The sequence below is a fragment of the Pseudomonas sp. B14(2022) genome (genome assembly GCF_012030485.1).
GTDB lineage: Bacteria > Pseudomonadota > Gammaproteobacteria > Pseudomonadales > Pseudomonadaceae > Aquipseudomonas.
Genome location: NZ_JAAUVM010000007.1, coordinates 228923 through 247388, shown reverse-complemented (window position 1 = coordinate 247388; position 18466 = coordinate 228923). Strand labels below are relative to the sequence as shown.

Annotated in this window: 17 protein-coding genes; 7 read left to right on the top strand and 10 right to left on the bottom strand. The window is 63.3% G+C overall.

Annotation, left to right across the window (positions count from 1 at the left end; genetic code table 11):
• Genes HCF10_RS13595 through HCF10_RS13585 form a run of 3 tightly spaced genes read right to left on the bottom strand, consistent with a single transcriptional unit; the run spans nucleotide 1 to nucleotide 3553 of the window.
• Nucleotides 1-1257 carry a dihydrolipoamide acetyltransferase family protein gene (locus tag HCF10_RS13595; protein WP_167655733.1) on the bottom strand — a complete coding sequence of 419 codons (1257 nt, stop codon included), beginning with the start codon at nucleotides 1255-1257 and terminating at the stop codon, nucleotides 1-3.
• Nucleotides 1258-2316: an alpha-ketoacid dehydrogenase subunit beta gene (locus HCF10_RS13590; protein ID WP_032888135.1), complete on the bottom strand. Its 1059-nt coding sequence runs from the start codon at nucleotides 2314-2316 to the stop codon at nucleotides 1258-1260. It lies immediately after the preceding gene.
• 1 nt (nucleotide 2317) lies between these two features.
• Nucleotides 2318-3553, bottom strand: coding sequence for a 3-methyl-2-oxobutanoate dehydrogenase (2-methylpropanoyl-transferring) subunit alpha (locus tag HCF10_RS13585; RefSeq protein WP_167655732.1), 1236 nt, complete (start codon nucleotides 3551-3553; stop codon nucleotides 2318-2320).
• A 195-nt stretch (nucleotides 3554-3748) separates the two neighbouring features.
• Here HCF10_RS13585 and bkdR point away from each other — a divergent pair, with 195 nt between their 5' ends.
• Nucleotides 3749-4237, top strand: coding sequence for a Bkd operon transcriptional regulator BkdR (bkdR, locus tag HCF10_RS13580; RefSeq protein WP_003174877.1), 489 nt, complete (start codon nucleotides 3749-3751; stop codon nucleotides 4235-4237).
• Between the two features lie 57 nt (nucleotides 4238-4294).
• Here the strand turns inward: bkdR and HCF10_RS13575 are convergent, their stop codons facing one another.
• Nucleotides 4295-5158, bottom strand: coding sequence for an MBL fold metallo-hydrolase (locus tag HCF10_RS13575; protein WP_131698176.1), 864 nt, complete (start codon nucleotides 5156-5158; stop codon nucleotides 4295-4297).
• Between the two features lie 169 nt (nucleotides 5159-5327).
• On the opposite strand from HCF10_RS13575, the gene HCF10_RS13570 reads away from it, so the two are divergent.
• The 4 genes from HCF10_RS13570 (at nucleotide 5328) to HCF10_RS13555 (ending at nucleotide 10633) form a co-directional block, all read left to right on the top strand.
• Nucleotides 5328-6572: an NAD(P)/FAD-dependent oxidoreductase gene (locus HCF10_RS13570; RefSeq protein ID WP_167655731.1), complete on the top strand. Its 1245-nt coding sequence runs from the start codon at nucleotides 5328-5330 to the stop codon at nucleotides 6570-6572.
• Nucleotides 6573-7379 (top strand): sulfite exporter TauE/SafE family protein, encoded by an 807-nt coding sequence (locus HCF10_RS13565; RefSeq protein WP_131698174.1) that lies wholly within the window; start codon nucleotides 6573-6575, stop codon nucleotides 7377-7379.
• 226 nt (nucleotides 7380-7605) lie between these two features.
• Nucleotides 7606-8751 (top strand): nitric oxide-sensing protein NosP, encoded by a 1146-nt coding sequence (gene nosP / locus HCF10_RS13560; RefSeq protein WP_131698173.1) that lies wholly within the window; start codon nucleotides 7606-7608, stop codon nucleotides 8749-8751.
• Nucleotides 8693-10633 carry a PAS domain-containing hybrid sensor histidine kinase/response regulator gene (locus HCF10_RS13555; protein ID WP_131698172.1) on the top strand — a complete coding sequence of 647 codons (1941 nt, stop codon included), beginning with the start codon at nucleotides 8693-8695 and terminating at the stop codon, nucleotides 10631-10633. The genes nosP and HCF10_RS13555 overlap by 59 nt, the downstream gene beginning before the upstream one ends.
• Before the next feature lie 731 nt (nucleotides 10634-11364).
• Here the strand turns inward: HCF10_RS13555 and HCF10_RS13550 are convergent.
• The 6 genes from HCF10_RS13550 to HCF10_RS13525 form a co-directional block, all read right to left on the bottom strand.
• Nucleotides 11365-12030 carry a response regulator transcription factor gene (locus HCF10_RS13550; RefSeq protein ID WP_010209341.1) on the bottom strand — a complete coding sequence of 222 codons (666 nt, stop codon included), beginning with the start codon at nucleotides 12028-12030 and terminating at the stop codon, nucleotides 11365-11367.
• Between the two features lie 15 nt (nucleotides 12031-12045).
• Complete coding sequence (locus tag HCF10_RS13545; protein ID WP_131698171.1) at nucleotides 12046-12594, bottom strand: PQQ-dependent catabolism-associated CXXCW motif protein; 549 nt, start codon at nucleotides 12592-12594, stop codon at nucleotides 12046-12048.
• Between the two features lie 108 nt (nucleotides 12595-12702).
• A complete protein-coding gene (locus HCF10_RS13540; RefSeq protein WP_167655730.1) occupies nucleotides 12703-13494 on the bottom strand; it encodes an ABC transporter permease in 792 nt (263 codons plus the stop codon).
• A complete protein-coding gene (locus tag HCF10_RS13535) occupies nucleotides 13491-14231 on the bottom strand; it encodes an ABC transporter ATP-binding protein (protein ID WP_167655729.1) in 741 nt (246 codons plus the stop codon). Before HCF10_RS13535 ends, HCF10_RS13540 begins: the two co-directional genes overlap by 4 nt.
• The gene (locus HCF10_RS13530) at nucleotides 14228-15187 is read right to left on the bottom strand and encodes a YVTN family beta-propeller repeat protein (RefSeq protein ID WP_167655728.1); all 960 of its coding nucleotides are present in this window, start codon (nucleotides 15185-15187) and stop codon (nucleotides 14228-14230) included. Before HCF10_RS13530 ends, HCF10_RS13535 begins: the two co-directional genes overlap by 4 nt.
• Before the next feature lie 30 nt (nucleotides 15188-15217).
• The gene (locus HCF10_RS13525) at nucleotides 15218-16390 is read right to left on the bottom strand and encodes an ABC transporter substrate-binding protein (protein WP_167655727.1); all 1173 of its coding nucleotides are present in this window, start codon (nucleotides 16388-16390) and stop codon (nucleotides 15218-15220) included.
• Between the two features lie 186 nt (nucleotides 16391-16576).
• On the opposite strand from HCF10_RS13525, the gene HCF10_RS13520 reads away from it, so the two are divergent.
• Together HCF10_RS13520 and HCF10_RS13515 are read left to right on the top strand one after the other, a co-directional pair.
• On the top strand, nucleotides 16577-17839 hold the full coding sequence (locus HCF10_RS13520; RefSeq protein ID WP_131698281.1) for a sensor histidine kinase: 1263 nt from the start codon (nucleotides 16577-16579) through the stop codon (nucleotides 17837-17839).
• Nucleotides 17836-18462: a response regulator transcription factor gene (locus HCF10_RS13515; RefSeq protein WP_145336167.1), complete on the top strand. Its 627-nt coding sequence runs from the start codon at nucleotides 17836-17838 to the stop codon at nucleotides 18460-18462. Before HCF10_RS13520 ends, HCF10_RS13515 begins: the two co-directional genes overlap by 4 nt.
• Nucleotides 18463-18466 lie beyond the last annotated feature (4 nt).

Below are 18466 nucleotides of genomic sequence, written 5' to 3'. Positions count from 1 at the left end.
TTACTCCAGGAACAGGCTGGCGGGTTGTTCGAGCAGGCCGCGAATGGCCTGGATGAATTGCGCCGCGTCCATGCCATCGACCACGCGGTGATCGAAGGAGCTGGAGAGGTTCATCATTTTGCGAATCACGATCTGGCCCTTGATCACCATCGGCCGCTCAACGATACGGTTGACGCCAACGATGGCCACCTCCGGCAGGTTCAGCACCGGGGTGCTGACGATACCGCCCAGGGCGCCCAGGCTGGTCAGGGTAATGGTCGATCCCGACAGTTCATCGCGACTGGCCTTGCCATTGCGCGCGGCGCTGGCCAAGCGCGCGATTTCCTCGGCGTTGCCCCACAGGCTGCGTGCCTCGGCGTGACGCACCACCGGCACCATCAGGCCCACGTCGCTCTGGGTGGCGACGCCCACATGCACCGCGCCGAGGCGGGTGATGACCTGGGCTTCGTCGTCGTAACGCGCGTTGATCTGCGGGAAATCCCGCAACGCCACGACCATGGCGCGCACGATAAACGGCAGCAACGTCAGCTTGCCGCGCGTGGCGCCGTGCTTCTCATTGAGGTGCACGCGCAGCTCGTCGAGGGCGGTGACGTCGATCTCTTCCACATAGCTGAAATGCGCGGCACGCCGGGTGGCTTCCTGCATACGCTGGGCGATCTTGCGGCGCATGCCGATCACCGGGATCTGTTCTTCGTCGTTGCGTTCGGCGTAAGGGTTGGCTGCCGTCGAAGCTTTTGACGGCCCTTGTTGCAGGTAGGCGTCAAGGTCTTCGTGCAGGATCCGCCCGGCGGGGCCGGAGCCCTGTACCAGACGCAGTTGAATCCCGGCATCCAGCGCGTGCTTGCGCACGGCGGGGGAGGCCAGGGGGCGTTCGTCGACATCGCGGGCCACAGGGGTCTGTGCGGTCACGACCGGCGCGGGCTGGCTTTCAATCACCGGTGCCGGTTTGGCCTCGACAACGGGAGCCGCTTTCACCGGCTCCGCCACCACGGGCGCCTCCTTGGCGTTGCCCGCACCTTCCACTTCAATGCTGATCAGAATACTGCCCACTGCCATGACTTCACCCGGCTCGCCGCCGAGGGAAATCACCTTGCCATGGACCGGAGAGGGAATGTCCACCATCGCCTTGTCGGTCATCACATCCGCCAACACCTGGTCTTCGACGACCAGGTCGCCGACCTTCACATGCCACTGCGACAGTTCAACTTCCGCGATGCCTTCGCCAATGTCCGGCATCTTGATAACGTGCGTGCCCATTCAGACCTCCATGACCCGTTTCAACGCCGCGCCCACTCGGGACGGGCCTGGGAAATACGCCCACTCCTGCGCGTGCGGGTAGGGGGTGTCCCAACCGGTGACGCGTTCGATCGGCGCTTCCAGGTGGTGGAAGCAATGCTCCTGCACCAGCGCCACCAATTCAGCACCAAAGCCGCAGGTGCGGGTGGCTTCGTGCACCACCACGCAACGGCCGGTCTTCTTCACGGATTTGACGATGGTTTCCAGGTCCAGCGGCCACAGGCTGCGCAGGTCGATGACTTCGGCGTCGATGCCGGTTTCTTCGGCGGCGACCTGCGACACATACACGGTGGTGCCGTAGGTCAGCACAGTGACGGCCGAGCCCGGACGCACGATGGCGGCCACGTCCAGCGGCACGGTGTAGTAACCGTCCGGCACTTGCGCCTGCGGGTGTTTCGACCACGGCGTTACCGGGCGGTCGTGGTGGCCGTCGAACGGGCCGTTGTACAGGCGTTTGGGCTCGAGGAAGATCACCGGGTCATCGTTTTCGATCGAGGCGATCAGCAGGCCCTTGGCGTCATAGGGATTGGACGGCATCACCGTGCGCAAGCCGCAGACCTGGGTGAACACCGCTTCGATGCTCTGGCTGTGGGTCTGGCCGCCGTAGATGCCGCCGCCGCAGGGCATGCGCATGGTCAGCGGTGCAGTGAACTGGCCGGCCGAGCGATAACGCAGGCGCGCCGCTTCGGAGATGATCTGGTCGGTGGCGGGGTAGACGTAGTCGGCGAACTGGATCTCGGCAACCGGGCGCAGGCCATAGGCACCCATGCCCACGGCCACGCCGATAATGCCGCTCTCGGAGATCGGTGCGTCGAAGACCCGCGAGCTGCCGTACTTGGTCTGCAAGCCTTCGGTGCAACGGAACACACCGCCGAAGTAACCGACGTCCTGGCCGAACACCACCACGTTGTCATCACGTTCAAGCATCACATCCATGGCCGAGCGCAGGGCCTGGATCATGGTCATGGTGGTGGTGGTCATGGCGGTTTCCAATTCGATGCTGTTGTTGTGATCGTTCATGTCAGATCCCCAACTCTTGACGCTGGCGCTTCAAGTGCTCCGGCATCTCTTTATAGACGTCTTCGAACATGGTCGCGGCGCTTGGAATCTGACCACCGGCCAGGGTGCCGTACTGTTCGGCTTGTTTCTGCGCGGCGATCACCTCGGCTTCCAGTTCGGCACTGACCGCCGCGTGTTCCTCTTCGGACCACTGGCCAATCCTGATCAGGTGCTGCTTGAGGCGGGCAATCGGGTCGCCCAACGGGAAGTGGCTCCAGTCGTCGGCGGGACGGTATTTGGACGGATCGTCCGAGGTGGAGTGCGGACCGGCGCGGTAGGTGACCCATTCGATCAGGGTTGGGCCGAGGTTGCGGCGCGCGCGTTCGGCGGCCCAGGCGGAGGCGGCGTACACCGCGATAAAGTCGTTGCCGTCCACGCGCAGGGAGGCGATGCCGCAGCCGACGCCGCGTCCGGCGAAGGTGGTGGCTTCACCACCGGCGATGGCCTGGAAGGTGGAAATCGCCCATTGGTTGTTGACCACGTTGAGAATCACCGGCGCGCGGTACACGTGGGCAAAGGTGAGGGCGGTGTGGAAGTCGGATTCGGCGGTGGCGCCGTCGCCGATCCAGGCCGAGGCGATCTTGGTATCGCCCTTGATCGCCGAGGCCATGCCCCAGCCTACACCCTGTACGAATTGGGTGGCGAGGTTGCCGGAAATGGTGAAGAAGCCTGCATCCTTGACCGAATACATGATCGGCAGCTGACGGCCCTTGAGCGGGTCGCGCTCGTTGGACAGCAACTGACAGATCAGGTCCACCAGCGGCACGTCGCGGGCCATCAGGATGCTTTGCTGGCGGTAGGTGGGGAAGCACATGTCGTCGATGTTCAAGGCCAGGGCCTGGGCGCTGCCGATGGCTTCTTCGCCAAGACTTTGCATGTAGAACGACATTTTTTTCTGACGCTGGGCGACCACCATGCGGTTGTCGAAGATCCGCGTCTTGAGCATGGCGCGCATGCCTTTGCGCAGGATCTCTACCGGAACCCCTTCAGCCCACGGGCCCAGGGCCTGGCCCTGGTCGTCGAGCACGCGGATCAGGCCCTTGGCCAGGTCGGCGGTGTCGGCGGGTTCTACGTCGATGGCGGGTTTGCGCACGGTGCCTGCGTCGGTCAGGCGCAGGTAGGCAAAGTCGGTCTTGCCGCCTGGGCGACCCGACGGTTCGGGAACGTGCAGGCGCAGTGGGGCATACGGCTGATTCATGGCTTTCTACGCTCGATCTTGTGAATTTCTTGTAGTGGGCGCGCTAGCTGACAGTCAGTCTCCGGGTAAGAGAAATCTTGTCCTACAACAATCATAGGCGTGGCGTAGAAGAATATTTATCTCTGTTTCGTTGCGCCCGCGATCAATTGCGGATAAAAAACCTGCATAAACATAATAAACAGGTGATTTTGTCTCATGCGCAAACTGGACCGTACCGATATCGGCATTCTCAACGCCCTTCAGGAGAATGCGCGGATCACCAACGCCGACCTGGCCCGCTCGGTCAACCTGTCGCCTACACCCTGTTTCAACCGGGTCAAGGCGATGGAAGAACTGGGCCTGATTCGCGAGCAGGTCACCCTGCTCGACGCCGATTTGCTGGGGCTGCACGTCAACGTGTTTATCCATGTGAGCCTGGAAAAACAGAACGAGTTGGCGTTGCAGCAGTTTGAAGGCGCGATTTCCGACCGGCCCGAGGTGATGGAGTGCTATTTGATGGCCGGCGATCCGGACTATTTGATCCGGGTGTTGGTGCCGACGATCCAGTCGCTGGAGCGGTTCATGATGGACTTTTTGACCAAGGTGCCGGGGGTGGCGAATATTCGTTCCAGCTTTGCCCTCAAGCAAGTGCGCTACAAAACAGCGTTGCCGTTGCCTGCCAATGGCATCAGCCTCGGTAGCTGATGCAACAGATTACCAATGTGGGAGGGGGCAGGTCCCCTCCCACATTGTTCCCGCATCTCAGAGTTGGTTGAGGGGTATCTTCAAGTAAGTAACCCCATTCTCTTCCGCCGGCGGCATATTCCCCGCTCGCACATTCACCTGGATCGCCGGCAACAACAGCGTGGGCATCCCCAGCCCGGCATCGCGTTGGGTGCGCATCGCCACGAACGTCGCTTCATCCACCCCGTCATGCACATGGATATTTCCCGCCCGCTGTTCGGCCACCGTAGTCAGGCATTTGGCCTCGCGGCCTTCGGGCGGGTAGTCGTGGCACACGTACAGTTGGGTATCGGGGGCAAAGGCCAAGAGCTTGCGCATCGACGCATACAACTGCCGCGCATCGCCGCCGGGGAAGTCGCAGCGAGCGGTGCCGACATCGGGCATGAACAGGGTGTCGCCGACCAGGATCAAGCGGTCGTCGATCAAGTAGGCCATGTCCGCCGGGGTATGCCCCGGCACGTGCAGGGCCTGGGCCTTGATGGTGCCGATGTGGAAGATTTCATCCGGCGCGAACAGGTGGTCGAACTGCGAGCCATCGACGCGAAATTCCGGCTCCAGGTTGAAAAGATTCTTGAATACGTCCTGCACCTTGCTGATGCTTTGGCCGATGGCGATCTTGCCGCCCAGGGTGCGGCGCAGGTACGGCGCTGCCGACAGGTGGTCGGCATGGGCGTGGGTCTCCAGCAGCCATTGCACTTGCAGACGATGTTCGCGCACATAGGCAATCACTTTGTCCGCCTGACGGGTGTCGGTGCGCCCTGATGCCGGATCGTAGTTGAGCACCGAGTCGACAATGGCGCAGGGGCCATCATCGCCCTCATGCAGGACATAGGTGTAGGTCGACGATGCCTCGTCCAGAAAGGCTTGAATCAACGCTGGCATTGGCGGCGGTCCTTGGTAGCGAATTGCGGGTTACATTCGAGATGTTTTCCACATAGGCTTGCGAGCTTAAGGCAAAAAAACGATTCGAGGCAAAGCATCGACCCATCGCTGGGCGTGATGCCATACGGCAGCGACCCTTGTGTGCATTGACGATAAAAGGCAATAGACCATGACCGACCAACACTGGGGGCCAACCATCAGTGGCGATATCGTCGTCATCGGCGGCGGTTCGGCAGGCATCGGCCTGCTGGCCAGCCTGCTCAAGCGCGACCCCGACCTGAACATCACCCTCATCGAACCCAGCGACCATCACTGCTACCAGCCGGCCTGGACCCTGGTCGGCGGCGGTGCCTACGACCTGAAAAAGACCCGACGCCCCCTGGCCGATGTGCTGCCCAATGGCGTCACCTGGGTGCAGGCCGCCGTCACCGAACTGTCGCCGGACGAGCGCACCCTGGTGCTCGACAGCGGCCAGCGCGTCACTTGGAACAACCTGATCGTCTGCCCGGGCCTGCGCCTTGCCTGGGAGAAGGTCGAAGGCCTGGAAGAGACCCTTGGCCAGCACGGCGTCACCTCCAATTACAGCTACGAAAGCGCCGCCTACACCTGGCAACTGGTGCAGCAACTCAAGGGCGGCAAGGCGATCTTTACCCAGCCGGCCATGCCGATCAAATGCGCGGGTGCGCCGCAAAAGGCCATGTACCTGTCCTGCGATCACTGGCTCAGGCAGGGCGACCTTAAACACATCGACGTCGAGTTCAACCTGGCCGGCGCGGCGCTGTTCGGCGTGGCGACCTTTGTGCCGCCGTTGATGAAATACGTGGAGAAATACAACGCGCGCCTGGCGTTCAACGCCAACCTGGTCAAGGTCGACGGCCCGGCGCGCAAGGCCTGGTTCGAGGTGAAGGATGCCGAGGGCAACGTCACGCTCGAGGAAAAATCCTTCGACCTGCTGCACGTGGTGCCGCCGCAAGTTGCCCCGGAGTTTATCCGCCAAAGCCCGCTGGCCGACGCTGCCGGCTGGTGCGAGGTGAACCCCCACAGCCTGCAGCACCTGCGCTATCCGCAGATCTTCGGCCTGGGCGATGTGTGCGGCACCAGCAACGCCAAGACCGCCGCCGCCGTGCGCAAGCAAATCGTGGTGGTCGCCGAAAACCTGCTGGCCCTGCGCAGACAGGCGCCGCTGCCGCTCAAGTACGACGGCTATGGCTCGTGCCCGCTGACGGTGGAGAAGGGCAAGGTGGTATTGGCCGAGTTCGGCTACGGCGGCAAGTTGCTGCCGACCTTTCCCCTCGACCCGACCCGGGCGCGCCGTTCGATGTGGTTTCTCAAGGCGACCTGGCTGCCGTGGTTCTACTGGAACGGCATGCTCAAGGGCCGCGAGTGGCTGACCCGTCTGAGCAAGGTGGATTAAATGCTGCTGGCCAGTGTGTTGGGGATGTTGATGGGCCTGGTCATGGGCCTGACCGGCGCGGGCGGCGGCATCCTCGGGGTGCCGGCGTTGGTGCTGGGGTTGGGCTTGACGATGACCCAGGCCGCGCCGGTGTCGTTGCTGGCGGTGGGCGCGGCAGCGGCCGTCGGGGCGATTGACGGGTTACGCCACGGCCTGGTGCGTTACCGCGCCGCGCTGTTGATCGCTTTGCTCGGCGCGCTGTTTTCGCCGCTGGGGGTGTTTCTCGCCCACCAGTTGCCGGAGCCGGTGCTGATGGGGCTGTTCAGTGCATTGATGGTGCTGGTGGCCTGGCGCATGTTGCAGCGCGAAAAGCTCGAGGCCGGGCCGAGTGACCATGGCGCGGCGTCCTGGGGCCAGAAGAACTGCATGCTCAATCAACAGACCGGGCGCCTGGCCTGGACCGCCAAATGCAGCGCCACCCTGGCTGCACTGGGCGCGGTGACGGGGGCGGTCTCGGGTTTGCTCGGGGTGGGCGGCGGCTTTTTGATCGTGCCGGCGTTCAAGCAACTCACCGACGTGCAGATGCGTGGCATCGTCGCCACGTCGCTGATGGTGATCAGCCTGATTTCGCTGATCGGCGTGGCCGGCGCGTTCCATGCCGGGGTGCGCATCGAACCCGTGGGCTGGGTGTTCATCGCGGCGAGTATCGTCGGCATGCTGATCGGCCGGCGCCTGTGCTCGGTGATTGCCGCACGCACCTTGCAGGTGGGGTTTGCCAGCCTGTGTGTGCTGGTGGCGATTGGCATGCTGGTCAACGCCGTGCTTTGAACCTGAAATGCAATCCAAATGTGGGAGGGGGCTTGCCCCCGATAGCGGTGGGCCAGTCAGCTTATTTTTGGCTGACCCACTGCATCGGGGGCAAGCCCCCTCCCACATTTGAATCTCCCTTGTTTTTGAGCGATTCATCCCATCGCATCCCCCCACCCAGTACCCAAGTAGCATAGGTCCCACCCTCCGCCCTTCGTACACTCATGCCTCAGAGGGGGAGGTAACGATGCATAACAGTGAAGGCGTAGTCAGTGCCATGTCCCAGGCCACCGATGCCGGACAGGCCGCCGAGGAGTTGGCGCGGCAACTGTTGCATCCGTACCTGGGCTTCGTGCTGTTTTTCTGCTCGGCCTCCTACGACCTGCAGGCCCTGGGCCACGCCCTGCAAGAATGTTTCGGCAACGTGCGCGTAGTGGGCTGCACCAGCGCCGGCGAGATCACGCCCCAGGGCTACGGCCGCAATTGCGTGACGGCAATGGGCTTTAACCACGCGCACTTTTCCATCGCCACGGAGCTGATCGACCAGGTGGAACACTTCAGCCTGATCGACGCCCAGCAGATGGTCGAACGTCTGGTCGGCGGTTGCCGCAGCAATACCCTGGCGCCGATCAAGGGCAACACCTTCGCCCTGACCCTGCTCGATGGCCTGTCCAGCCGTGAAGAGGTGGTGCTCGCCGCCCTCAGCGCGGCGCTCGGCGACATTCCGCATTTCGGCGGTTCGGCCGGTGACGACAACTTCCTCACCCACACCCACGTGTACTTCAACGGCGCCTTCCACAGCGGCGCGGCGGTGGTGGTGCTGGTCAATACCTGGCTGGATTTCGAGGTGTTCACCACCCACCACATCCTGCCGCGCAGCGAAAAACTGGTGGTGACCGGCGCCGACAGCCCGTCGCGCCGGGTCTTCGAGCTCAACGCCGAACCCGCCGCCGAAGAGTACGCGCGGCATATCGGCGTGGCCGTGGCCGACCTCGATCACCGCGTCTTCGCGGCGCACCCGTTGGCAGTGCGCATCCACGACCAGTACTACGTGCGGGCGATCCAGCAAGTGCACGACGATCTGAGCCTGAGTTTCTACTGCGCGGTGGAAAACGGCATTGTCCTCACCGTGATGAAACCCGGGCCGATCCTGCCAAACCTGCAAACCCTGTTCGACGGCCTGCAAGCGCGCCTGGGCGACCTGCTGTTGACCATCGGCTGCGACTGCTTCCTGCGCCGCCTGGAGTTGGAAGACAGCGACAATCTGGAACAGATCGGCGGTTTCCTGCGTGACCAGCGGGTGATGGGCTTCAACACCTACGGAGAACAGTTCAATGGCATGCATATCAACCAGACCTTCACTGGAGTCGCCATTGCCCGAGGTCGGCGCTGAACTGCTCGCCCAGGTTGCCCAGCTGCAACAGGACAACCACAAGCTGGCGCGGATCAACGCGGCGCTGATCGAGCGCATCGAGTCCGGCATGGTCCAGGGCAATAACCCTTACACCACCTTTCAGCATTCGGTGGTGCTGGCCGAGCAAGTGCGCGAACGCACCGACGCGCTGAACCAGGCGATGGCCGAACTCAAGGCCAGCAACCATTTGCTGATCAACGCGCGGCTGCGCGCCGAAACCCTGCGCGGCGAACAGGCGGCGGCGCAAAAGGCCCAGGAAAGCGAACGCTGGATTCGCCTGATCACCGATAACGTCCCGGCCCTGATCGGCTACCTGAATGCCGACCTGGTCTACGAGTTCACCAACAAAGTCTATGAAGAATGGTATTGCTGGCCGCGCGGCATGATGCTCGGCCAGAGCCTGCGCGAAGTCCACAGCGAGCAGCACTGCCAGCGCCTGGATGCCTACGTCGCCCGCGCCCTGGCGGGGGAGAGCGTGACCTTTGAATTCGCCGAGACCAACATCAATAACCAGGAGCGCTACATGCTGCGTTCCTATGTGCCGAATATGCTGGCCAGCGGCGAAGTGGTGGGGATCTTCGTGCTGATCCGCGACATCACCGAACGCCGCCGCACCGCCGAAGCCCTGCACCAGGCCTATCAGCACCTGGAGCAACGCGTGGCCCAGCGCACCTCGGAACTGACCGCGCTCAACGACCAGTTATTGCAGGAGATCGACGAGCGCCGCCGCGTGGAGGCGCGCCTGCGTGAAGCCAAGCTCGAGGCCGAGCAGGCCAACCTGTCAAAAACCAAATTCCTCGCCGCCGTCAGCCATGACCTGCTGCAACCTTTGAATGCGGCGCGCCTGTTTACCAGCGCGCTGCTGGAGCGGCCCAGCGAAACGTTGGTGCGCAACGTGAGCAACTCCCTGGAAGACGTGGAAAACCTGCTGGGCACCCTGGTGGATATCTCCAAGCTGGATGCCGGGGTGATCAAGGCCGACATCGCGCCGTTTGCCCTGAGTGAACTGCTCGACAACCTGGCCGCCGAGTACACCGAATTGGCCCGCAGCGAGGGCCTCGAATTGCATTTTGTCGGCTGTTCGGCGCTGGTGCGCAGCGATATTCAGTTGCTGGCGCGGATTCTGCGCAACCTGTTGAGCAACGCGATTCGCTACACCTACAAGGGCCGTGTGGTGCTGGGCTGTCGCCGTCAGCATCAGCGTTTGTTGATCCAGGTATGGGACAGCGGCATGGGCATCGCCGAGGAGCGGTTGGAGGAGATTTTCCAGGAGTTCAAGCGCGGCGATGTGCAGCGGCCCGACCAGGACCGTGGGTTGGGCCTGGGGCTGGCGATTGTGGAAAAGATCGCCGGGATCCTGGGTCATCGCATCAGCGTCAAATCCTGGCCGGGCAAGGGCTCGATGTTCTCGGTGGAGGTGCCGTTGAGCGCCACGGCGCCCAAGTCGCTGCCAATGCTGGCCATGAGCGAACCGATGCTCGAACGCCTGCAAGGCGCACGGGTGTGGGTGCTGGATAACGACGCGGCGATCTGCGCGGGCATGCGCACCTTGCTGGAAGGCTGGGGCTGCCAGGTGATCACGGCGTTGTCGGAGCAAGACCTGGCACGGCAGGTGGACAACTACCATGCCGAAGCCGACTTGCTGATCGCCGACTACCACCTCGACGACGACCAGAACGGCGTCGACGCCGTCGCCCGCATCAATGGACGCCGCGGCCGCGCGATACCGGCGCTGATGATCACCGCCAACTACAGCAACGAGTTGAAGCTGCAGATCCGTGAGTTGGGGCACACCTTGATGCACAAGCCGGTACGCCCAATGAAACTCAAGACCGCCATGAGCCACCTGCTCGGCAAATGAACGGCGAAATACCCACAAGTGGATATCAAAATGTCGGAGGGGGCTTGCCCCCGATAGCGGTGGGTCAGTCGACATCATAACTGACTGATGCACCGCCATCGGGAGCAAGCCCCCTCCCACATTTGACCAGTGTTGTGCCTGGAAGATTGGTGGCGCAGGTACGTCTGATCAAGCTCAAGACTGCCATGAGCCACTTACTCGGCCGGCCCTGATAAACGGAGAACCAATGTGGGAGGGGCTTGCCCCCGATGGCGGTGTTTCAGCCAAGCAGATGTCGACTGGTCCACTGCTATCGGGAGCAAGCCCCCTCCCACATTTGACCAGTGTTGTGCCTGGAAGATTGGCGGCGCAGGTACGCCTGATCAAGCTCAAGACTGCCATGAGCCACTTACTCGGCCGGCCCTGATAAACGGAGAACCAATGTGGGAGGGGGCTTGCCCCCGATGGCGGTGTTTCAGCCAAGCAGATGTCGACTGGTCCACTGCTATCGGGGGCAAGCCCCCTCCCACATTTGACCAGTGTTGTGCCTGGAAGATTGGCGGCGCAGGTACGTCTGATCAAGCTCAAGACTGCCATGAGCCACTTACTCGGCCGGCCCTGACAAACGGAGATCCAGTGTGGGAGGGGGCTTGCCCCCGATAGCGGTGGGTCAGTCGACATCATAACTGACTGATGCACCGCCATCGGGAGCAAGCCCCCTCCCACATTTGATTTGTGTTGTGTCAGACGGGTCAGCGGCGCAGGTACGAGCCGAAATCGATATCCCCGGCACTGAGGATCGCCTGCACCCGGTTATGCACGTTCAACTTGCGCAGGATCGCCGACACGTGGGCCTTTACCGTGGTCTCGGCAATTTCCAGGGTGTACGCGATCTGTTTGTTCGACTCGCCCTTGGTCATGCGTTCCAGCACCAGCAATTGCTTGCGTGTCAGGGCTTGCAGCAGTTCGGGGGCGAAGCCGGGGTTTTCGTTGAGGCGCCGGTGGGTGCCGGGCTTCTGGGTGCGGATGATGTCCGGCGGCAGGTACACGTTGCCGTTGAGAATCTGCTGGATCGCCTCGGTCATTTGCAGGCGCGGCGAGGATTTGGTGATAAAACCCACGGCGCCATAGGTGATGGCTTGCAGCACGACCTGCTTGTCCTGCTCGGCCGAGACGATCACCACCGGAATGGTCGGCGCCTCGTTGCGCAGGTTGATCAGGCCATTGAGGCCGTGCATGCCGGGCATGTTCAGGTCGAGCAGGATCAGGTCGAGGTCGTCGTGTTCCTGGGTCAGCGCCAGGGCGCTGTCGAGGTCGGCGGTTTCCATCACTTCGCTGCCGGGAAAGCCGTCGCTGATGACGTTATGGATCGCTTCGCGAAACAGTGGGTGATCGTCGGCAATCAGGATTTTGTACATGGCCGTTCACCTTTCTTATTGTGATGTTTGAAATGGCTCGGGTTGGGCGACCGTCACCGGCAGCTTCGCCGCTTCCCAGGCATCCAGGCCGTCGCGATACCAGTACACAGAGGTATAGCCGAGGTTGGCGGCACGTTTTACCGCGTTCCAACTCAGCCAGCAATCGGCGCGGCAATAGAAGACCAACGGTCGCTTGAGGTCGCCGCCGCTGTAGGTATACAAGTGGCGCACGAAATAGCTTTGCCACTCCGGCGTCAGGTCGCCGTCGCCGGTATTGGCCAGCCAGTGGCTGCCGGGCAGGTTGGCGTGGGGCTGGTCTTCGATGAAGCGCCCTTGCAGCCACTGGCGGCGGTACACGTCGATCAGCACGGGCGCGGGTGTTTGGCTGAGCAGGGTTTGCAGGGCCGCAGTGTCGACAATCGTGGCGCCTGGCAGGTGGTCGGGCGTGGGGCTGCGGTACAGGCTGATGCGGTAGCCGTCGGCGGAAAACAGTGGAGTGTCGGCCTGAACGTTAGCGACGAACAGGCACAGCAGTGCCAACAGAGGCAGTCGGGCGTACAGCATGGCAGGGCGATCCTTATCGTTATGCGCGCATTACACGTGAGTCCCGAGCCCTTGGGAATGCGACGATAGACAGGAAAACCAGTACTAAAGTAGTAGTTTTTGCCGCCTTCAGCCCTTTTTGCGCAACGCCGCATGCTGGGGATTGAACGTCAGCACCGCCAACACCGCGAACAGCACGGTCAAGCCCAGGCACACTGCCAAGGCCGGGCCGGCGAAGCGTTCGTACAGGGCAAAGCGCACCAGCTCCACGGCGTGGGTAAACGGGTTGACCGCGCACAGCCAGTACAGCCATTCGCTGGAGTCGCGCATCTTCCACAACGGGTACAGCGCCGACGACAGGAAAAACAGCGGGAAGATCACGAAGTTCATCACCCCGGCAAAGTTCTCCAACTGGCGAATCGCGTTCGACAGCAACAGGCCCAGGGCGCTCAACATCAAGGCCACCAGCAGCAACGCCGGCAGGGCGATCAACAGTCCCATGGGCGGCGGTTGCACGCCGTACACCCAGGCGATCGCCAGGAACCCATACACCTGCAACAGCGAAATCAGCGCGGTGGCCAACAGCTTGCTGCACAGCAAAAACGTGCGCGGCAACGGGCTGGTCAGCAGCACGCGCATGCTGCCCATCTCGCGGTCGTAGACCATCGACAGCGAGCCTTGCATGCCGTTGAACAGCAGGATCATGCAGGCCAGCCCCGGGATGATGTACACCTCGTAGGGGATGTAGGTGTCGTAGGGTTCGATCACCGAGATGCCCAACGCGGCGCGGAACCCGGCGGCGAACACCAGCAGCCACAGCAATGGCCGCACCAGCGCACTGAGAAACCGCGTGCGCTGCAACACAAAGCGCAGCCACTCGCGCAGGACGATGCCGCGCAGGCATTGCCAGTAAGCGTTCATGCCGCAGCTCCCGTCGTGGTGGGGCGCGTCAAGCGCGCGAACACGCTGCCGAGGTCGCCGCCTTGTTGCGCGATCAAGGCATCGACTTGCCCACTGGCCACCAGACGGCCCTGATGCAGGATCATCAACGCATCGTCGGCCTGTACTTCGTCGAGCAGGTGGGTGGTCCACAGCACGCTGATGCCCTGTTCGAGGCACAGGCTGCGCACGTGCTGGTTAAGCGCCAGGCGGCTGGCCGGGTCGAGGCCGACACTGGCTTCATCCAACAGCAGCAAGCGCGGTTCATGCAGCAACGCCCGGGCGATTTCCACCCGGCGCCGATGCCCGCCGTTGAGCTCGCGGACTTTTTCGCGGCGCCGTTCGGTGAGGGCCTGGCGTGCCAGTTCGGCGGCTACGCGCAGGTCGGTCTGGCGCCGTGATAAACCGTGCAGCGCGGCGTGGTAGCGCAGGTTCTGTTCCACGCTCAAATCCAGGTCCAGGGTGCTTTGCTGGAACACCACACCCAGCTGGGTGAGGGCTGCACGCGGCGCCTCACGCAGGGAATGACCGCCCACGCGAATGTCGCCGCTTTGCAGGTCATACAGCCGCGTGAGCAGGGCGATCAAGGTGGATTTACCGGCGCCATTGGGCCCCAGCAGCGCCGCAAAGCGCCCCGGTGCGAGGCTGAAACTCACCTCGCACAAGGCCTGCCGTGCGCCGTAGGCGAAGCTCACATCGCGCACCTCCAGGGCGTTCATGGCGTGACCACCACGCCCCACGGATAACGCCCGACCTTCACCGACTTGATCACCTTGAGGCTGTCCACATCGATCACCGACACATCACCGCTCACGCCGTTGGTGGCCAGCAACTGTTTCTCGTCCGGGGTAAATGCCATCTGCCACACGCGGCGGCCCACCAACAGGTAGTCGAGGACCTCGAAGGTCTTGGCGTCGACCACCGCCACATGGTTGGCCGGACCGAGGGCGACAAAGCCGTACTTGCCGTCGGCGCTGAGCTTGATGCCGACCGGCTGGACTTTGTCCGCGTGCACGCCCTTGATCTTGAAGGTCAGGGTCTTGAGGATCGCGCGGCTGGCTACGTCGAGGATGGTCACGGTGCCGCCGATTTCCGCCGAGGCCCACAGCTGCGAGCCATCGTGGTTGAACTCGACGAAGCGCGGGCGCTGGTCCACCAGGGTGCTGTCGGCCAGGGTCTGGGTGCTGGTGTCGATCCAGTGCAGCATGTTGGTGGTTTCGCTGGTGTTTACCGCCCACTTGCCATCCGGGCTCACGGCCATGCCTTCGGGTTCGACGCCGACGTTGATCTGGCCGAGCACCTTGGCGGTTTCGGTGTCGATCACGGTGACCAGCGCGTCGTCTTCGTTGGACACGTACAGCCAGCGGTTATTGGGGTGCAGGGCGAACTGCTCGGGGTCTTTGCCGGAGGGCAGTTCCTTGATGATCTTGCGCGTGGCCACGTCCATCACCTGCACGCGGTCCGAGTCGCTGGCGCAGATGTACAGCAGCTTATTGTCATGGGACAGCAGCAAGCCTCGCGGACGCTGGCCGACCTTGAGGGTGTCGGTGACCTGCAGGGTCTGCATGTCGATCAGGCTCAGGCTGTTGTCTTTCTCGTTGGAGACCCAGGCGGTATTGGCCACGGCGTGCCCGGCGGCAAGCAGCAGGGCGCATGAGAGCAGGGTGCGGCGCATGGCGGATTCCTTATTATTGTGGGTAGGTGATCAAGGGAAGCGGCAGGTCACCTCGGGTTTGTCATAGCCCAGGCTGTCCATTTCGTTGGTGGGGTGCAGGAAACCGTCCTGGGGCGAGGTGCTGACCAACGCGCGGGGTTGCACGATGGGAATCGGTTGGCGCAATTGGCCGTTCCAGGGGCGGTAGCTGAGCTTGCGGCCCTTGAAACCATCCAGGGGCAGTTGCTCGCTGATTTCCAGTTGACGGATCGCCATGGGCTCGACCTGACGCAACTTGCTCACTGCACTGGCGATGCTGCGCACGGCCATCCAGGCGGCGAAGTCGCGGTCGTTCATCCAGCGCTCGGCCAGGGCCTCGAAGCGTTTCTGCAATTGGGCGGCGCCGTAGGTCTCGACGGTTTTGTGCCAGCCGGTGGGCGTCAGACCCTGGGTGCCGGCCACGGGGCGCGGGTACCAGGTCTGGTAGGGCACGTACTCGCCAAAGTCGCCGCGCTCGTCGGCCACCAGCACCACGTCGTATTCGGCGGTCTGGGTGAACAGCGGCATATCCGCCTGGGCGCTGCGGCGTTGGTCGTTGTCGATACGCCAGGCTTTTTCCGCCACCAGATGCACGCCGAAGCGTTTGGCGGCGCGACGCAGGGCGGCGGCGTAGGCCTGGTCATCCTCGGTGGGGCCGACGATCAACAGCGCTTTCTGCCATTTGCGCACTACCAGGAACTGCGCCAGCGCATCGGCAAGCATCGCGCGGCTGGGCAGGGTATGCAGCACGTTGCCCAGGCAGTCGGTGCTGCGCAGGCTGTCATCCGGGCTGCCGGCATTGAACAGCAGGCTGTCGGGCAACGCCGCGCTGAGTTGGCGCAGGCTGGCGGCGGGCGCGTTGACCACGAACAGGCGCAGGCCCTGGGCATGCTGGGCTTGGGCGGCGGCGAGCAGGGCGTCTGGGGTGTCTACCGTGGCGGTCGTCAGGCTGTAGCGCTGGTTGAGAAAGGCGCCGGTGCTGTTGCTGTCGATGATCGCCAGTTCAGCGCCGCGCTGCCCGGCATCGGCGGGCTCGGGAATCACATTCGACAGCAGCGGCCCCGGATCGGGCCGATAACCCAGGTAGCCGATCTGCACCTGCAAGGGCGCTTCAGCGGCCTGGCCGGTGGCGGCCCAGGCGATTGCCAGCAGGCAGATCACGGCGTAGGGGGCGAGCTGGCGCATAAGGCACTCCATGACAGGTAGCGCCAGCATAGGAACCCTGAACGTCGCTGCAAATATGCAGAAAGTAGCGCTGGGGCAGTACCAAGGTAGTAGCCACGCGCAGCGGGTGCGGTTTTAGCATGGGTCCCTACCGGTCTCATTCACAGGAGTGACACGAGCATGCGCGTTTTCACCGCCCGGCCCGGCCTGTCGGCCCTGTGGCGCATCAACCTGTGGGTGTGCGGCTTCTTCGCCCTGGTGACCTGCGCCTGCACCGCGCTGTTGCTGCACCAGGCCCTGGCCGATGTGGAGCGCGAGCTGCAATCGGCCGAAGCGGTGGTGCACTACCTGAGCGAAACCGCCGAGCGCGACCCGGCCAGCCTGCAACCCCACCTCACCGCGAGCTTGCGCCATGTACGTGTGCACTGGCTGGCGAGCGGCGACACCGCGCAAGCGCCGGCGCCGGACGGGCTGGACGCCTGGCTCGGGCGCCTGCTGTTTGCCGAGGCGCGACGCAGTGCCCAAGTGCTGGACTTGCCGGACGGTCGGCGCGTGTCCATCGCCGTTGACCCACGGGATGAAATCGACGAGGTCTGGGACTCCCTGCAGCAACTGCTGGGCCTGTGCGCCCTGGCCCTGGTGCTGAGCCTGTTGACCATCCGCTGGGCAGTGCGCCGTGGCATGGGCGTGCTGGATGAATTGCTGCGCGCGCTGCAACAGGTGTGCGCCGGCCAGCTTAACGTGCGCCTGCGCAGTGAAGGCGCGCCGGAAGCACGGCAATTGGCGCTGCACTTCAACCGCATGACCGACGCCCTGGAGCAGGCGCGCACCGATAACACCCGGCTCACCCAGACCCTGCTGGCAGTGCAGGAGCAGGAGCGCACCCACCTGGCCCAGACTCTGCACGATGACCTCGGCCAATACCTGGCCGGCATTCGCGCCCAGGCCTGCCTGTTGCGGCTGATTACCGACCAGCCGCATCTGCTGGCGTCCACGGTGGCGCAATTGGAGGATCACTGCGAGCACTTGCAGCAAGGCTTCAGGGCGCTGGTCCACGACCTCTATCCGGTGGCCCTGCAACACCTGCCGATGGCCGAGGCGTTTTCGATGTTGGTCACGCAGTGGCAGGCCAGCCACGGCATTCCCTGCCACCTGCAAGTCAGTACGGACCTGCCGCTGTTGCCCGGCGCCAGCAAGACCCATCTGTACCGCCTGCTCCAGGAAGCCCTGACCAACATCCTGCGGCATGCCGACGCCAGCCAGGTGCACGTGCGCCTGCAACATCACGGTTCGCGCCTGCGCCTGTGGGTGCGTGATAACGGTCGCGGTGCAGAAACGCCCCAGCGGCCGGGTGTGGGCCTGTATTCGATGGCCGAACGCGCCCGCTGCCTGGGCGGCGAATTGAAGATCATCAGCCAGCCCGGCGCCGGCTGGGCGTTGGCGTTGAACATGCCGTTGGAGGCTTCATGAATATTCTGTTGGTGGATGATCACGCCGTGGTGCGCCAGGGCTATGCCAGCCTGCTGCGCGCGCTGCTGCCGGCCGTTGAGGTGCGCGAGGCGGCCAGTGGTGAAGAAGCGCTGAGCCGGGTCCAGGAAGCGCTGCCGCACCTGGTGATCATGGACTTCGGCTTGCCGGGCATCAGCGGCCTGGAAACCACCCGCCGTCTGCGCCAGCGCCTGCCGCACCTGCGCGTGCTGTTTTTCAGCATGCACGACGAACTGCCCCTGGTGCGTCAGGCCCTGGATGCCGGGGCCTCTGGCTACCTGACCAAAACCTCGGCACCCGAAGTGTTGATCGAAGCGGTGCGGCGCATCCTCGACGGCCACGCCTACATCGAACAGGCTCTGGCCACCGAACTGGCCTATACCCCCGGTGATCAACGCTTGCAGGGCATGACCCCACGTGAACTGGAGATTTTCCTGATGCTGGCCAGGGGCACGCCCACCCGAACGATTGCCGACCAGCTGAATATCAGCAGCAAGACTGTGTCCAATCACCTGACCTTGCTCAAGAGCAAATTGCAGGTGAGTTCCCATGCCGAGCTGGTGCACTTGGGGATCGATATGGGGGTGGTGCGGGTGGTTGGATAACCGG

What these genes read in the sequence shown, in the direction of transcription:
- HCF10_RS13535 (WP_167655729.1), bottom strand. Translation starts at nt 14,231, where the DNA reads ATGAACGCCCTGGAGGTGCGCGATGTGAGCTTCGCCTACGGCGCACGG.
- HCF10_RS13555 (WP_131698172.1), top strand. Translation starts at nt 8,693, where the DNA reads ATGGCATGCATATCAACCAGACCTTCACTGGAGTCGCCATTGCCCGAG.
- HCF10_RS13545 (WP_131698171.1), bottom strand. Translation starts at nt 12,594, where the DNA reads ATGCTGTACGCCCGACTGCCTCTGTTGGCACTGCTGTGCCTGTTCGTC.
- HCF10_RS13515 (WP_145336167.1), top strand. Translation starts at nt 17,836, where the DNA reads ATGAATATTCTGTTGGTGGATGATCACGCCGTGGTGCGCCAGGGCTAT.
- HCF10_RS13530 (WP_167655728.1), bottom strand. Translation starts at nt 15,187, where the DNA reads ATGCGCCGCACCCTGCTCTCATGCGCCCTGCTGCTTGCCGCCGGGCAC.
- HCF10_RS13570 (WP_167655731.1), top strand. Translation starts at nt 5,328, where the DNA reads ATGACCGACCAACACTGGGGGCCAACCATCAGTGGCGATATCGTCGTC.
- bkdR (WP_003174877.1), top strand. Translation starts at nt 3,749, where the DNA reads ATGCGCAAACTGGACCGTACCGATATCGGCATTCTCAACGCCCTTCAG.
- HCF10_RS13565 (WP_131698174.1), top strand. Translation starts at nt 6,573, where the DNA reads ATGCTGCTGGCCAGTGTGTTGGGGATGTTGATGGGCCTGGTCATGGGC.
- nosP (WP_131698173.1), top strand. Translation starts at nt 7,606, where the DNA reads ATGCATAACAGTGAAGGCGTAGTCAGTGCCATGTCCCAGGCCACCGAT.
- HCF10_RS13540 (WP_167655730.1), bottom strand. Translation starts at nt 13,494, where the DNA reads ATGAACGCTTACTGGCAATGCCTGCGCGGCATCGTCCTGCGCGAGTGG.
- HCF10_RS13595 (WP_167655733.1), bottom strand. Translation starts at nt 1,257, where the DNA reads ATGGGCACGCACGTTATCAAGATGCCGGACATTGGCGAAGGCATCGCG.
- HCF10_RS13585 (WP_167655732.1), bottom strand. Translation starts at nt 3,553, where the DNA reads ATGAATCAGCCGTATGCCCCACTGCGCCTGCACGTTCCCGAACCGTCG.
- HCF10_RS13550 (WP_010209341.1), bottom strand. Translation starts at nt 12,030, where the DNA reads ATGTACAAAATCCTGATTGCCGACGATCACCCACTGTTTCGCGAAGCG.
- HCF10_RS13590 (WP_032888135.1), bottom strand. Translation starts at nt 2,316, where the DNA reads ATGAACGATCACAACAACAGCATCGAATTGGAAACCGCCATGACCACC.
- HCF10_RS13525 (WP_167655727.1), bottom strand. Translation starts at nt 16,390, where the DNA reads ATGCGCCAGCTCGCCCCCTACGCCGTGATCTGCCTGCTGGCAATCGCC.
- HCF10_RS13575 (WP_131698176.1), bottom strand. Translation starts at nt 5,158, where the DNA reads ATGCCAGCGTTGATTCAAGCCTTTCTGGACGAGGCATCGTCGACCTAC.